This is a genomic window from Nocardia neocaledoniensis (genome assembly GCF_003182135.1).
In the GTDB taxonomy this organism is placed as follows: domain Bacteria; phylum Actinomycetota; class Actinomycetes; order Mycobacteriales; family Mycobacteriaceae; genus Nocardia; species Nocardia neocaledoniensis.
In genome coordinates this window covers 459,031-471,962 of the sequence record NZ_QGTL01000002.1, presented here as the reverse complement: position 1 = coordinate 471,962, position 12,932 = coordinate 459,031, and the positions used below count along the sequence as shown (strand labels likewise).

Below are 12,932 nucleotides of genomic sequence, written 5' to 3'. Positions count from 1 at the left end.
CCGCGGGGCCCCGCCGGATGTCCGGCAGGGCCCCGCGGCGCTCGACTCACACGTCGGTGGAGAAGCGGATGCCGCCGTCGGGGATTTCGACGCCCGGCCACACGCGGGCGCCGCGCAGGAGTTCGCAGCGGGCGCCGACGTTGGCGCCGTCGCCGATCACGCCGTCGCGGACCAGCGCGCGGGGGCCGATCCTGGCGCCGAAGCCGACGATGGAACGTTCCACGGTCGCGCCCGCCTCGACGACAGCGCCGTCGAAGATGACCGCGCCGTCGAGCCGCGCGCCGGCGCCGATCTCGGCGCCGCGGCCGACCACCGTGCCGCCGATGAGCAGCGCGCCCGGCGCCACCCCGGCGCCGGGATGGACCAGCGACTCACCACGCTGACCGGGAAGGGCGGGGGAGGGGGCGATGCCGCGGACCAGGTCGGCCGAGCCGCGCACGAAGTCCTCCGGGGTGCCCATGTCGCGCCAGTAGGAGGCGTCGACGTGGCCCTGCACGCGGGCGCCCTCGGCGAGCAGCGCGGGGAAGACCTCGCGCTCCACCGACACCGGGCGCCCGGTGGGGATCTTCTCGATGTACTCGCGGCGGAACACATAGCAGCCCGCGTTGATCTGATCGGTCGGCGGATCCTGGGTCTTCTCCAGGAACGCGGTGACCCGGCCGTCGGCGTCGGTCGGCACGCAGCCGAACGCGCGCGGGTCGCTCACCCGGACCAGGTGCAGGGTGACATCGGCATTGGTCGACTCGTGGGTGTCGAGGATCGCGCCGAGGTCGGTGCCGCCGAGCACGTCACCGTTGAACACCATGACGTTGTCCGCGCGCAGCTTGGGCAGCACGTTGCGGATGCCGCCGCCGGTGCCCAGCGGCTCGGTCTCGGTGACGTACTCGATCTCGAGACCGAGGTCGGCGCCGTCACCGAAGTGCTCCTCGAACACCTCGGCCTTGAACGAGGTGCCGAGCACCACGTGTGTGATCCCGGCCTCGGCGATGCGGGCCAGCAGGTGGGTCAGGAACGGCAGTCCTGCCGTCGGCAGCATCGGCTTGGGCGCCGAGAGGGTGAGCGGACGCAGCCGCGTGCCCTGTCCGCCGACGAGGATGACCGCGTCGGTGCCTGCATTGCCTGCCATCGAGTTTCCCCTGTTCACAGTGGACCGGTACCTGCTCAGGCGCCGGTTCGCGCTTTCTCGCGCAGCGCCGATCGAACCGCAATCCGGGAGCGAACCGCAAGTCCGGCGCGCAGCGCGCCCCGCAACGGCGCCTGCCACCAGTGCGGATGCCGGTCGGCCTGGAATCGGTAGGCGCTGGCGTGGTGGGCGGGCAGCATCAGCTCGGGATGCTTGCCCGCGGCGTGACCCTTGGCGTGGGTCACCTCGGCGTCGGGGACGAACACATTGTGCCAGCCCGCCTTGCCCATGCGGTCACCGAAGTCCACGTCCTCCATGTACATGAAGTAGCGCGAATCGAAGCCGTCGATGGTGTCGAACGCGGCCCGGCGCACCAGCAGGCAGGAGCCGGACAGCCAGCCGACGACCCGCTCGGAGATCTCCTCGTTCTCCTGGCGGTAGCGCACCGACCAGGGGTTCTTCGGCCAGATCGTGCCGAGGATCGCGTGCCCGGCGCCGTCGGCCAGACCGGGGACCCGGCGCGCGGAGGGATAGATGCTGCCGTCGGGCTCGCGGACCATCGGCCCGAACGCGCCCGCCCGGGGCCAGCGCTCGGCGGCCTCGAGCATCTTGTCGATGGAGTCGACGCCCCAGCGGATGTCCGGGTTGGCCAGGATCACGAACTCGATGGAGGGGTCGATCTCGGCGACCGCGCGGTTGATCGCGCCGCCGTAGCCGATGTTGCCCCCGGTGCGCAGCAGCCGCACGTGCGAGTTGGCCTCGGCGACGAGTTCGGGCACACCGTCGGTGGAGCCGTTGTCGGCCAGGATGACCTGCGGCTTCTCGCTGGTGGCGTCGGCCAGGGTGGTGATGAAGTGCTCGAGGTGCTCGCCAGGTGAGTAGGTCACCGTGACGACGGCAAGGCCAGCAGGGGCCGCGGATTCGGCTGCGTTCACGACTGGGCAGCCTAGCCGGACACCGGCCGCAGTGCGTCGGTCAGCGCGGATTCCCAGGAACGCAACGGAGTGAGCCCGGCCGCGTTCCAGACCGCCGGGGAGAGCACCGAATAGGCCGGGCGCGGGGCAGGTCGGGGGAAGGCGTCCGAGGTGCACGGCAGCACCCGGGCGGGGTCTGCGCCGAGCTCGCCGAAGACCGCGCGGGCCAGGTCGAACCAGGTGGCGGTGCCCGCGTTGGTGGCGTGCAGGACGCGGGGCGCGTCGGGGCGGGTGGTGAGTTCCAGCAGCGCGGCGGCCAGGTCGGCGGCGCGGGTGGGTGAGCCCACCTGGTCGTCGACCACGGTGACGGTGTCGCGCTCGGCCTCCAGCCTGCGCATGGTGGCGACGAAATCCCCCTCGACACCGGAGTACACCCAGGCGGTCCGGACGACCTGGGCGGCGGGGCACAGCTCGAGTACTGCCTGTTCACCCGCGAGCTTCGACTGCCCGTAGACGGTGGCGGGGCCGGTGGGGTCGTCCGGTTCGTAGGGTGCGCGCGCCGTGCCGGGGAAGACGTAGTCGGTGGACACCTGGATCAGCCGGGCGCCCGCGGCGGCACAGGCGGCAGCCAGCACCGCCGGTCCGGTCGCGTTCGCGGCGAAGGCGGCCTCGCGATCGGTTTCGGCGGCGTCCACGGCGGTGTAGGCGGCGCAGTTGAGCACCACCGCGCCCGGCGTGAGGGCCGCGTCGACGGCGGCCCGGTCGGTGATGTCCAGATCGGCTCTGGCCAGCCCCGTTGCCTGCGGCGCGAGCCGCAGGATCTCGCGCCCCAGCAGCCCGCGCGCTCCGGTTACGATCAGGCGAGTGGGGGCGGGGGAATCGGCGTTCACGCGGCAAGTCTGGCACGCCGGGACACCTGCGGTTCGGCCCGAGTGTGGTAACTGTTGGTTAGCCTGTGATGGCCGGTTTCGGCGGACGAGCCCGGGTGCGCGAGATGGCGGGGTTTGCCGGGGGAGATGCGGAGCTGGGCGCGGAGTTCGTCGAGAGGATGCACGATGCGAGAGTCGACCCGACCACCGACGGTGGCCACACCCGTTGGCGCCTTCGGCCCCGCGAAAGTGATGGTGGCGATCGCGGCGGTCCTGGTGCTGGCTCTCACCGGCTTCGCCTGGCGCAGCGTCGACAATCTGATCGCCAACATCGACCGCATCGGCGGCCTCGGGCTCGGCGGCGGCCGCGACGGCGCGGTCGACATCCTGCTCGTCGGCGTCGACAGCCGCACCGACGCCCACGGCAACCCGCTGACCTCCGCCGAGCGCGCCATGCTGCACGCGGGCGACGAGGTGGGCACCAACACCGACACCGTCGTGCTGGTCCGGGTGCCCAACGACGGCCGCTCGGCCACCGCGATCTCGATCCCGCGCGACTCCTACGTCGACATCCCCGGCCAGGGCAAGGGCAAGATCAACTCCGCCTACGGCGCCACCAAGGAGACCGAGCGGGCGAAGCTGCTGGACAAGGGCGCCTCCGAGGCCGACGCCGAACGCGATTCCACCAAGGCGGGCCGCACCGCGCTGATCAAGTCGGTGGCCTCGCTCACCGGCATCACCGTCGACCACTACGCCGAGGTGAGCCTGCTCGGGTTCGTGCTGCTCACCGATGCCGTCGGCGGGGTGGAGGTGTGCCTGAACAACGCGGTCGACGAATACATGTCGGGTGCGGACTTCCCCGCCGGACAGCAGCGCCTCGACGGCCAGCAGGCGTTGAGCTTCGTGCGGCAACGGCACGGACTGCCGCGCGGTGACATCGACCGCATCGTGCGTCAGCAGGTGTTCATGGCACAGCTGGTCGGCCAGCTGCTCAACGCCAAGATCCTGGCCAATCCCGGCAAGCTGAGCGAGATCAGCGAGGCCGTCGGCCGGACCGTCGTCCTCGACGAGGGCTGGGACGTGCTGGCGTTCCTGCAGCAGCTCAAAGATCTCTCCGGCGGCAAGGTGGAGTTCGACACCATCCCGGTGGCCGACCTCAACTCCATGACCTCGGCGGGCGAATCGGTGGTGCGGGTGGAGCCCAAGGCGGTGCAGGACTACGTCGCCGGGCTGGTCGGTGACGAGAAGCCGAAGGACGACGAGCCGAAGGTCGACCCGTCGACGGTCACGGTGAGCGTGTTCAACGCCGGCGGCGCGACGGGCCTGGCGGCCAAGGTGTCGACGGCCCTGACGGGGAAGGGTTTCCGCGAGGGACTGGTGGGGAACTACACCGGGGGAAGCGTCAGTTCGAGCCGGGTGCTCGCCGTCGACGCCGAGGATCCGAAGGCGGCCGCGGTCGCCGAGGCACTGGGCGGTCTCCCGGTGATCGCGGACCCGTCGCTGTCGGCGGATACCGTGAGCGCCGTCCTGGCGAGCGACTACTCTGGTCCGGGCTCGGCCGCCGGCGAGATGTTCGATTTCGACGGAACGTCCTCCGCGACCGCGACGCCAGTACCGCCAGCCCCGCCGATCGACGCAGGCCAGAACGGACCGAAATGCGTGAACTGAACAATGCGTGAGCCGACCTCCACCCTCACCGACGCCCTCCTCGACCCGATCCTCGAACGCGATCCCGCGGGCCCCCGCGTCACCTGGTACGACGACGCCACCGGCGCGCGCATCGAGCTGTCCGGGCTGACGCTGGCAAACTGGGCCGCCAAGACCGCCAACCTGCTGCGTGACGAGTTCGCGCTCAGCCCCGGCGCCCGGGTCGCGGTGCTGCTGCCCGCGCACTGGCAGACCGCCGCGGTTCTGCTCGGATGCTGGTGGGCGGGAACCGAAGTCGTGCTCGCCCCCGATCCGGACGCCGACCTGGCGCTGGTCACCCCCGACCGGCTCGACGACGCCGACGGTGTCGACGAGGTGGCGGTGCTGTCGCTGGACGCCATGGGCACACCGGTGCGCGATCTACCGGTCGGCGTCACCGATTTCGCGACCGCGGTGCGCGTGCACGGTGACCAGTTCCATCCCGGCGGGTTCCGGGCCGCGCTGGACGGGCGCGCGGTCGCCGAGGTGCTCGTCGACGCCAGGAAATCGGCCGCGCTGCAGGGGATCACGGCCGGTGACCGGGTGCTGTCGAGCACGCCGTGGGACACCGCAGTGGAGCTGATCGACGGCTACCTCGCGGTGCTGGTGGCAGGCGCCTCGCTGGTGCAGGTCGTCAACCCCGATCCGGGCGCGCTGGAACACCGCGTCGCGACGGAGCGCGTGACAGTGCGCCGCTGAGGCTCCTACCCAGGTATAGGTCGAACTCCGACTGGAACACGTTTCGCTCTGTCGGAGAAGTCCGTACGGTGGAGGAATCCATTCGGCAGAGCGGCAGGGGTGGCCCATGATCGCGCAGTATTGGTTGCGATGGTCGGCGGAGCACGGTGCGGCGCGCGCGATCCTGCGCTGGCGCCGCCGCAAGGGCGATCCCTTCGCCGACCTGCTCAGCGGCCGGCGTGGGCTGCACGATCCCTATCCGCTGATCGACGAATTGCGCGCGTCCGGCGGGCTGATCCGCACCGCGGTGTCCTATGCCGCCTTCGAGCATCCCCAGGTCCGGGCGATCCTGCGCGACAACCGATTCGGGGTCCGTCAGGCTCTCGGTGGCGACCTGCCCGCGCCGTGGCGGTCGCTGGCCGCGCGGGTCACGGTCCCGCCGAATCCGGTCGAGCCGCCCTCGATGCTGGTGCTCGACCCGCCCGAGCACACCAGGATGCGCAAGCCGGTGGCCTCGGCGTTCACCCCGCGCGCGATCGCCCGGCTGCGCGATCGGGTGGAGGTGGTCACCGCCGAGCTGCTCGACGCGATGCCCGCGCACGGTTCGGTCGACCTGATCACCGATTTCGCGGCCAGGGTGCCGATCGCGATCATCGCCGAGATGCTCGGCTTCCCGGCCGAGGATCGGGAGATGTTCCTGCGCTGGGGCGACCGGGTGACGCCGCTGCTGGACATCGGCACCCCGTGGTCCGCCTACCGCGACGCCATGGTCGCCATCGAGGCGATGGACGAGTACCTGGCCGCGCACATCGGCAAGCTGCGCCGGGACCCCGGCGACGACATCCTCTCGACCCTGGTGGTCTCGGGTGATCTGAACCTGCGCGAGCTCCAGGCCGGGGCGAGCCTGTTGATGGGAGCCGGTTTCGAGACCACGGTCAACCTGATCGGCAACGCCGTCGCCGCGCTCTCGGCCCATCCCGAGCAGCTCGCGATCGCGCAGCGCGATCCGGATCGCTGGGCGGACGTGGTGGAGGAGACGCTGCGGTTCGATCCGCCGGTGCAGACCACCGCGCGCGAGACGCTCGAGGCGGTCGAACTCGACGGCGTGCGGCTGCGGCCGGGGAGCACGGTCATTCTGTCGCTGGCGGGCGCCAACCGCGACCCGGCCGTGTTCCCCGACCCGCACCGCTTCGACATCGACCGCCCGAACCTGAAGGATCACGTCGCGTTCAGCAGCGGCGTCCACTCCTGTCTCGGCGCGAGCCTGGCGCGGATGGAGGCGGTGCACGCGCTGCGTGCCCTCTACACCCGCTACCCGGACCTGCGCTTGCGCGGCGAGCCGACCCGGCGAAACCTGTTCACCCTGCACGGTTTCGAACACATGCCGGTCGACCTCGGCCCGGTCGCGCGCGAGACGTCGCCGGACGGACTGGCCGGCGCGGCGCGGCAGTCCTGAGTTCCTAGGCCCCCGCTCGCCAGCGGTAGCGGGTCTTCGGACGGCCCGCGCGGCCGTAGTCGGCGCGGCGCTCGGCCAGCCCGTCGTCGGCGAGTTTCTCCAGGTAACGCCAGGCGGTGATGCGCGAGACGCCGACGGCGGCCGCGGCATCGGTGGCGGTGATGCCGGCCTCGGCCGAGCGCACGGCCCGCGAGACCTCCTCGAGGGTGTGCTGGACGACGCCCTTCGGCGCGCCCGCCCGCTGGTCGGCGGTGCGCAGGGCGCCCAGGGCCCGGTCGATGTCGTACTGCGACAGGGCGGCCTCGCCCGCGGGCAGGGCGGTGTCGAAATCGCGGTAGCGCTCCAGCTTCTCGCGGAACGCCGCGAAGGTGAACGGCTTGAGCAGATACAGCACCACGCCGTGCGCGACGGCGTTGCGGACCATGGTGAGTTCGCGGGCCGAGGTGATCGCGATGACGTCGGGGCGCGGTTCGAGACCGTTGAGCGCGGCAGCGACCTCGAGGCCGCTGATGTCGGGCAGGCCGATGTCCATGAGCACGAGGTGGAACGGCCTGCCGTCGGCGATCGCCTCGGCGGCCAGCGTGAGCGCGTCGCGTCCGGTGTGCGCGACACCGCCGGTGACGAAGCCGTCGAGCCGCTCGAGGTAGGCCCGGTGCGCCTGCGCGATCAGCGGTTCGTCCTCGACGATCAGGACGCGGATCATGATTTCTCCCTCAGCGGAATGCGAACGATGACCGCGCTGTGTGGTGCGGCCGTGGTGGTGATGGTGCCGCCGTGTCGGTCGACGAGGCGGTGGACGAGCGCCAGGCCGAGGCCGGCGTGATCGGTCTTGGTGGTGTAGCCGCGTTCGGCGGCGCGCGAGAACATCTGAGCCGACATGCCCGGTCCGCTGTCGGCCACCCGGACCAGCAGCTCCCGGTCGCGGTGCCGCACCGAGACCTCCACGCGCTTGTCGACCGTGCCCGCGGCGGCATCGATCGCGTTGTCGACCAGGTTGCCGACCAGGGTGACCGATTCGTGCGCGGAGAGCGGATCGGTGGAGTCCAGCGCGGTGTCCTCGCTGATGGACAGGCTCACCCCGCGTTCGGCGGCCTGGTCGACCTTGCCGAGCAGCAGCGCGGCCAGCGCGGCGTCGCCCACGGAGGCCAGCAGCCGGTCGATCAGGACCTGGGAGAGCTGCAGTTCGGCGGTCGCGAAGGCCACGGCTTCCTCGGGCCTGCCCAGCTCGACCATGGTGACGACGGTGTGCAGCCGGTTGGCCGCCTCGTGCGCCTGGGCGCGCAGCGACTCGGCGAAGCCGCGTACCGAGTCGAGCTCGCCGAGCACTGCGCGCAGCTCGGTCTGATCTCGGATGGTGAGCACCGTGCCGATGGCCTTGCCCTCCCAGCTCACGACGTCCTGGTTCACCAGCAGCACCCGGTCGGTGGTCACGTGGGTCTCGTCGCGCACCACGCCCCAGCGCATCTGCCGCAGCGAGACCGGTAGGTCGCTGCGGTGCACGGCGCCGTCGGGCAGGTCGAGCAGGGTGCGCGCCTGGTCGTTGACCACCTCGGCCGGACCCGGGCCCGCCCCGAACACCACCAGGCCCTCGTGCACCGAGTGCAGCACCGCGTCGTGGTGCTCGTACATGGCGCGCAGTTCGTCGGGCGCCAGGCCGTGCGTCTGGCGGCGCAGCCTGCGGCTGATCAGGAACGACGACAGCGCGGCCAGCGCGAGACCGGCGGCGGAGACCCCCAGGATCACCGGCAGCTGGGAGGCGACCTGGGTGCTGATCTTGGCGCGGGTGACGCCCGCCGAGACCAGCGCCACCACCCGGCCGCTGTCGTAGACCGGGGTGACCGCCCTGATCGAGGGACCGAGGGTGCCGGTGAAGGTCTCGGTCAGTGTCTGCCCGGCCAGGGCGCCGTCGATGCTGCCGATGAACGGTTTGCCGATGAGTTCGGGGTTGGTGTGGGTGTAGCGGGTGCGGTCCGTCGCCATGACCACGATGAAATCCATCCCGGTGTCGACCCGGATCCGCTCGGTGGTCGGTTGCAGCAGGCCGCTGGGGTACGGCGAGTTCACCGCGGCCAGCGTGGACGGAGCGCGCGCGACCGTGACGGCCACGTCGCGGACCTTCAGCTCGGTGGCCACGTCGTGGTCGTGCCTGGCGTCGAGGACGGCCAGGGCGGTCCCGGTGCCGATCATCAGCGCCAGCACCACCAGCTGCCAGAGGAAGGCCTGTCCGGCGAGCGACAGCCGCCGACCTCGCATCTTGCCCTCCGACCTCATCCTCTGAACCTTATGCACCAATTGTGATGGGCATCACAACACATGCTCATGATTGGTCCCCATGAGCACAACCGCCGCATCAACACGAAAACGCGACCATACCCACTGGCTGTACATCGCGGTGATTATCGCCGTCCTTGCGGGCATTGTGGTCGGCCGGGTCGCGCCGGAATTCGGGCAGTCGTTGGCGCCGCTGGGCACCCTGTTCGTGAATCTGATCAAGATGATGATCGCGCCCGTCATCTTCTGCACCATCGTGCTCGGTATCGGTTCGGTGCGCGCGGCGGCCACCGTCGGCAAGGTCGGCGGGCTGGCCATCGGCTACTTCCTGGTGATGTCGACGATCGCGCTGGGCATCGGGCTCGTGGTCGGCAATCTGATCGAACCGGGGTCGGGGCTGGGTACCGGGAAAGCCGGGGCCGGGGCGCAGTACGCCGAGCAGGCGCACGGCGCGGGCGGCACCTGGGACTTCATCCAGAACATCGTGCCGACCACGCTGGTGTCCTCGCTGACGGCGGGCAGCGTGCTGCAGGCGCTGTTCGTCGCGCTGCTGGTCGGGTTCGCCGTGCAGGCGATGGGGGAGACGGGCGCGCCGATCCTGCGCGCGGTCGCGCTCGGGCAGAAGCTGGTGTTCCGGATCCTGGCGATGATCCTGTGGCTGGCCCCGATCGGCGCGTTCGGCGCCATCGCCAATGTCGTCGGGCGCACCGGCTGGTCGGCGGTGGTGGAGCTGGCGACGCTGATGATCGCGTTCTACCTGACCTGCCTGGTGTTCGTCTTCGGCGTGCTCGGTGTGGTGCTGCGGGCGGTGTCGGGGGTGTCGATCTTCAAGCTGTGCCGGTACCTGGCGCGGGAGTACCTGCTGATCGTGGCGACCTCGTCCTCGGAGTCGGCGCTGCCGCGATTGGTCGCGAAGATGGAGCACGCGGGCGTCGAGCGCACCACCGTCGGCGTGGTCGTGCCGACCGGCTACTCGTTCAACCTCGACGGCACCGCGATCTACCTCACCATGGCCTCGATCTTCATCGCCGACGCGATGGGCAAGCCGCTGAGCATCGGCGAGCAGATCGGCCTGCTGCTGTTCATGATCATCGCCTCGAAGGGCGCCGCGGGCGTCACCGGCGCCGGCCTGGCCACGCTCGCCGGCGGCCTGCAGAGCCATCGGCCCGAACTGCTCGACGGTGTCGGCCTGATCGTCGGCATCGACCGCTTCATGTCCGAGGCCCGCGCGCTGACCAACTTCTCCGGCAACGCGGTGGCCACCCTGCTCATCGGCACCTGGACCAAGACCGTCGACGCAGACCGCACCCAGCGTGTCCTGAACCGCGAACTGCCCTTCGACGAGGAGACCATGGTCGACGACCACCCGGTCGAGCCACCCGTCACCGACGCGAAACCCCCTGTCCCCGCGCGCTGACGTACGCGAAAAGCCCCGCGCGAGACGCGGGGCCTTTCGGCGTGCCAGGGCTCAGGCGCGCGCCCACTTCTCCGGATGCAGGTGGTACTGCACGAGCGCGGTGGCGTGGCCGTGGCCCATGCCGTGCTCGCCCTTGAGCCAGGTGACCAGCGCCGCGTGGCCGGTCGGCTCGGCCGTGCCGAGCAGGGTCAGCCACTCGTCCACGGTCCGTCCGTACTTCGCCTCGATGCTGGGGAAGTAGGACGCGGGGCCCTTCGGTGCGTCGGCCATGGTGGTTCCTCCTCGGTACGTGATCTTCTTCCGTGCAGACGGCGCGGCCGGACCGAATTCATCGCGGGCGCCGACCCGCTTTCCCTAGCGTTGCTAGGATTCGGGTATGGGCACACAGCTGCGCAAGGAACGGGAACGGGCCGAGCGGCATCAGCGGATCATCGACACCGCGCGGGAGCTGGCGGAGGCCGAGGGGTGGGAGGCGGTCACCATTCGCAAACTGGCCGAGCGCATCGAGTACAGCCAGCCGGTGCTCTACAGCCATTTCGCGAACAAGGCGGCCATCGTGGGCGCGGTGGCGCTGCAGGGCTGTATCGAGCTGGCCGAGGAGGTGCGGCTGGCGCGTGAGAGCGCCACCTCGCGAACCGACATGTTCGACAAGGTCGCCCGCGCCTACCTCGACTTCGCCGTCGCCAACCCGGCCCGCTACGACGCCATCTTCGTGCTCACCACCGATCTCACCTTCGGCCTGGACGCCCCGCAGCCCCTGCGGGACGCCTTCGCCGGTCTCGAGGCGATGTTCCGCTCGGGCGCCGAGGGCGACGAACTCGGCGCGCGCACCGAGGTGGCCTGGGCGGGTCTGCACGGCATCGCCACGCTGGAACGCAGCGATCGCCTGCGTCCGGAACTGCGCGAGCGGCGGATCGCCCTGCTGGTCGAGAGCTGGGCTGCGTTCGCGTAACCCGGCATCGCGGTGACCGACGACTCGTCGGCGCCGGTCCGCGCGCCGCGTAGGTTGGAGACAACGACGCAGGTCCAATGGCGAAGGGGACGACGGATGGCGGAAGTCGTAGTGGTCGGCTCTGGCCCGAACGGATTGGCGGCGGCCGTGATCGCGGCGCGCGCCGGGCTCTCGGTGCGCGTGCTCGAGGCCCAGGACCAGCCTGGCGGCGGGTCGCGCACCGCCGAACTCACCCTGCCGGGATTCCACCACGACGTGTGCGCGGGCGCGCATCCGATGGCCCTGGCGTCCCCGTTCTTCCGTGCCTTCGACCTCCCCGCACACGGCGTCGAACTGCTGACCCCGACCGTCTCCTACGCGCATCCGCTCGACGGCGGCGTCGCCGGACTCGCCTGGCGCAACCTGGAATCGACCGTCGCCGACCTCGGCGTCGACGGCGCCGCCTGGCGCGGGCTGTTCGGCCCGCTGGTCGAGCACTGGCCCGATGTGGTCGACCTGGCGATGTCGGACCTGCGGCACCCGCCGCTGCGGCCCGCCACCGCCGTCCGGTTCGGCCTGCGCCTGCTCGAGCAGGGATCGCCGCTGTGGAACAACCGCTTTCGTGAGCAGGTCGCCCCCGCGCTGCTCACCGGCGTCGCCGCGCACGCCATCACCCAGCCCCGCGCGCTGCCCGCCGTCGGCGCCGGGCTGCTGCTGGGCACCCTCGCGCACGCGGGCGGCTGGGTGATCCCGCGCGGTGGCAGCCAGGCGATCCCGAACGCGCTGATCGCGGAGTTGCGACGGCTCGGCGGCGAACTCGTCACCGGCCATCGCGTCGACGATTTCGCGGAGCTGGCGCGAGCGCGCGCCGTCCTGTTCGACACCTCGCCCGCCGAACTCCTGCGCGTGGCGGGCGACCGGCTGCCGGACCGCTACCGCAACGGGCTCGGCCGGTTCCGCTACGGCGGGGCGGCCTGCAAGGTCGACTTCGCGCTGGCGGGCCCGGTCCCGTGGGCCGCGCCGGGCTGCGAACTCGCGGGCACGCTGCATCTGGTCGGCACCCGCGCGGAGGCCATGCGGGCCGAACGTCAGGTCGCCGCGGGCGAATTCGCCGAGCGGCCATATGTCCTCGCCATCCAGCCCGGCGTCGTCGACAGCACCAGGGCGCCCGAGGGCAAGCACACCTTCTACACCTACGCCCACGTGCCCAACGGGTCCGACCGTGACATCAGCGAGGCCGTCATCGCCCAGGTCGAACGTTTCGCCCCCGGCTTCCGCGACCTCATTCTGGCCACCCACGTCACGCCCGCGGCCTTCATGCCCGCGCACAACGCCAACTACATCGGCGGCGACATCTCGGCGGGCGCGATGACCCTGCGCCAGACCGCCTTCCGCCCGCTGGCCCGCTGGAATCCGTACGCCGCCCCGATCCCCGGCACCTACCTGTGCTCGTCGTCCACCCCGCCGGGGCCCGGCGTGCACGGCATGCCGGGACTGCACGCCGCCCGGCACATGCTGCGCGAGCGCTTCGGCATCGTCACCGATCCGCTGGACCTGCTGCGCGGGGCGGCGCCCGCCTACCACTGA

12 protein-coding genes are annotated in these 12,932 nt (G+C 71.3%); 6 read left to right on the top strand and 6 right to left on the bottom strand.

The features are described 5' to 3' along the window. Window positions 1-46: 46 nt before the first annotated feature. From manB to rfbD, 3 genes are read right to left on the bottom strand one after another with little or no spacing between them, the layout of a single operon-like run. Entirely contained in the window at window positions 47-1,126 is a 1,080-nt protein-coding gene (gene manB / locus DFR69_RS06510; protein WP_110036512.1) for a mannose-1-phosphate guanylyltransferase, read from the bottom strand. Window positions 1,127-1,161: 35 nt separating this feature from the next. After that, complete coding sequence (locus DFR69_RS06505) at window positions 1,162-2,058, bottom strand: glycosyltransferase family 2 protein (RefSeq protein ID WP_110036511.1); 897 nt, start codon at window positions 2,056-2,058, stop codon at window positions 1,162-1,164. A gap of 11 nt (window positions 2,059-2,069) precedes the next feature. Next, window positions 2,070-2,927, bottom strand: a complete 858-nt coding sequence (rfbD, locus tag DFR69_RS06500) for a dTDP-4-dehydrorhamnose reductase (RefSeq protein ID WP_110036510.1) — start codon at window positions 2,925-2,927, stop codon at window positions 2,070-2,072. 165 nt (window positions 2,928-3,092) lie between these two features. Between rfbD and DFR69_RS06495 the strand changes: the two genes are divergently transcribed. The 3 genes from DFR69_RS06495 to DFR69_RS06485 all read left to right on the top strand — a co-directional run bounded on the left by DFR69_RS06495 (window position 3,093) and on the right by DFR69_RS06485 (window position 6,726). Continuing rightward, window positions 3,093-4,574 carry an LCP family protein gene (locus tag DFR69_RS06495; protein WP_444980187.1) on the top strand — a complete coding sequence of 494 codons (1,482 nt, stop codon included), beginning with the start codon at window positions 3,093-3,095 and terminating at the stop codon, window positions 4,572-4,574. Between the two features lie 3 nt (window positions 4,575-4,577). Further along, window positions 4,578-5,291, top strand: coding sequence for a TIGR03089 family protein (locus tag DFR69_RS06490; protein WP_110036509.1), 714 nt, complete (start codon window positions 4,578-4,580; stop codon window positions 5,289-5,291). Window positions 5,292-5,397: 106 nt separating this feature from the next. Next, entirely contained in the window at window positions 5,398-6,726 is a 1,329-nt protein-coding gene (locus DFR69_RS06485; protein WP_110036508.1) for a cytochrome P450, read from the top strand. A gap of 4 nt (window positions 6,727-6,730) precedes the next feature. On the opposite strand, the gene DFR69_RS06480 is transcribed toward DFR69_RS06485, so the two are convergent. Both DFR69_RS06480 and DFR69_RS06475 read right to left on the bottom strand, forming a co-directional pair. After that, window positions 6,731-7,429: a response regulator gene (locus DFR69_RS06480; protein ID WP_110036507.1), complete on the bottom strand. Its 699-nt coding sequence runs from the start codon at window positions 7,427-7,429 to the stop codon at window positions 6,731-6,733. After that, a complete protein-coding gene (locus tag DFR69_RS06475; RefSeq protein ID WP_110036860.1) occupies window positions 7,426-8,979 on the bottom strand; it encodes a sensor histidine kinase in 1,554 nt (517 codons plus the stop codon). Before DFR69_RS06475 ends, DFR69_RS06480 begins: the two co-directional genes overlap by 4 nt. A gap of 79 nt (window positions 8,980-9,058) precedes the next feature. On the opposite strand from DFR69_RS06475, the gene DFR69_RS06470 reads away from it, so the two are divergent. Beyond that, window positions 9,059-10,414 (top strand): cation:dicarboxylate symporter family transporter, encoded by a 1,356-nt coding sequence (locus DFR69_RS06470; protein ID WP_110036506.1) that lies wholly within the window; start codon window positions 9,059-9,061, stop codon window positions 10,412-10,414. 51 nt (window positions 10,415-10,465) lie between these two features. Here the strand turns inward: DFR69_RS06470 and DFR69_RS06465 are convergent, their stop codons facing one another. Then, on the bottom strand, window positions 10,466-10,684 hold the full coding sequence (locus DFR69_RS06465) for a DUF4287 domain-containing protein (protein ID WP_110036505.1): 219 nt from the start codon (window positions 10,682-10,684) through the stop codon (window positions 10,466-10,468). A gap of 106 nt (window positions 10,685-10,790) precedes the next feature. On the opposite strand from DFR69_RS06465, the gene DFR69_RS06460 reads away from it, so the two are divergent. After that, window positions 10,791-11,366: a TetR/AcrR family transcriptional regulator gene (locus DFR69_RS06460; protein WP_110036504.1), complete on the top strand. Its 576-nt coding sequence runs from the start codon at window positions 10,791-10,793 to the stop codon at window positions 11,364-11,366. Window positions 11,367-11,462: 96 nt separating this feature from the next. Next, entirely contained in the window at window positions 11,463-12,932 is a 1,470-nt protein-coding gene (locus DFR69_RS06455; protein ID WP_110036503.1) for a phytoene desaturase family protein, read from the top strand.

What these genes read in the sequence shown, in the direction of transcription:
- manB (WP_110036512.1), bottom strand. Translation starts at nt 1,126, where the DNA reads ATGGCAGGCAATGCAGGCACCGACGCGGTCATCCTCGTCGGCGGACAG.
- DFR69_RS06495 (WP_444980187.1), top strand. Translation starts at nt 3,093, where the DNA reads ATGCGAGAGTCGACCCGACCACCGACGGTGGCCACACCCGTTGGCGCC.
- DFR69_RS06490 (WP_110036509.1), top strand. Translation starts at nt 4,578, where the DNA reads ATGCGTGAGCCGACCTCCACCCTCACCGACGCCCTCCTCGACCCGATC.
- DFR69_RS06485 (WP_110036508.1), top strand. Translation starts at nt 5,398, where the DNA reads ATGATCGCGCAGTATTGGTTGCGATGGTCGGCGGAGCACGGTGCGGCG.
- DFR69_RS06480 (WP_110036507.1), bottom strand. Translation starts at nt 7,429, where the DNA reads ATGATCCGCGTCCTGATCGTCGAGGACGAACCGCTGATCGCGCAGGCG.
- DFR69_RS06475 (WP_110036860.1), bottom strand. Translation starts at nt 8,979, where the DNA reads ATGCGAGGTCGGCGGCTGTCGCTCGCCGGACAGGCCTTCCTCTGGCAG.
- DFR69_RS06470 (WP_110036506.1), top strand. Translation starts at nt 9,059, where the DNA reads ATGAGCACAACCGCCGCATCAACACGAAAACGCGACCATACCCACTGG.
- DFR69_RS06465 (WP_110036505.1), bottom strand. Translation starts at nt 10,684, where the DNA reads ATGGCCGACGCACCGAAGGGCCCCGCGTCCTACTTCCCCAGCATCGAG.
- DFR69_RS06460 (WP_110036504.1), top strand. Translation starts at nt 10,791, where the DNA reads ATGGGCACACAGCTGCGCAAGGAACGGGAACGGGCCGAGCGGCATCAG.
- DFR69_RS06455 (WP_110036503.1), top strand. Translation starts at nt 11,463, where the DNA reads ATGGCGGAAGTCGTAGTGGTCGGCTCTGGCCCGAACGGATTGGCGGCG.